Genomic DNA, 350 nt, shown 5'->3' with positions numbered 1-350 from the left:
ATGGTGCCGAGCACGATGGCCGGCAGGATCAGGTGGTGCAGGGCGTCGAGGAATGCGCCCGTGTCATCGGCCAGCAGGGTGTCGATCAGCATGAAACCGGTGACCGGCTCGATGTCGTAGAGCAGGTCGATCCGCCCGGAAACCGGGGTCCAGCCCAGGGACACCGAGAAGAACATGATGAGGATCAGGCCCCACCAGAAGATCGGCATCGAATACCCGGCCAGGGAGATGCCCATCACCCCATGGTCGAACAGCGATCCGCGCTTGAGGGCCGCGATCACCCCGGCCAGCAAACCGAGGATCCCGGCGAACAGCAGGGCAGCCATGGACAGTTCGAGGGTCGCGGGGAA

At 64.6% G+C, this 350-nt stretch carries 1 protein-coding gene; it reads right to left on the bottom strand.

Going from position 1 to position 350, the window contains the following annotated elements; genetic code table 11:
- The coding region (locus ACM6IP_RS26045) for an ABC transporter permease subunit (RefSeq protein WP_414862609.1) at positions 1 to 350 on the bottom strand (350 nt) is incomplete at both ends.

Source organism: Pseudomonas sp. IT-P176 (assembly GCF_949767245.1).
GTDB lineage: Bacteria > Pseudomonadota > Gammaproteobacteria > Pseudomonadales > Pseudomonadaceae > Aquipseudomonas.
Note: the sequence above shows the minus strand (reverse complement) of the source record. Positions and strands in the feature narration are given on the sequence as shown.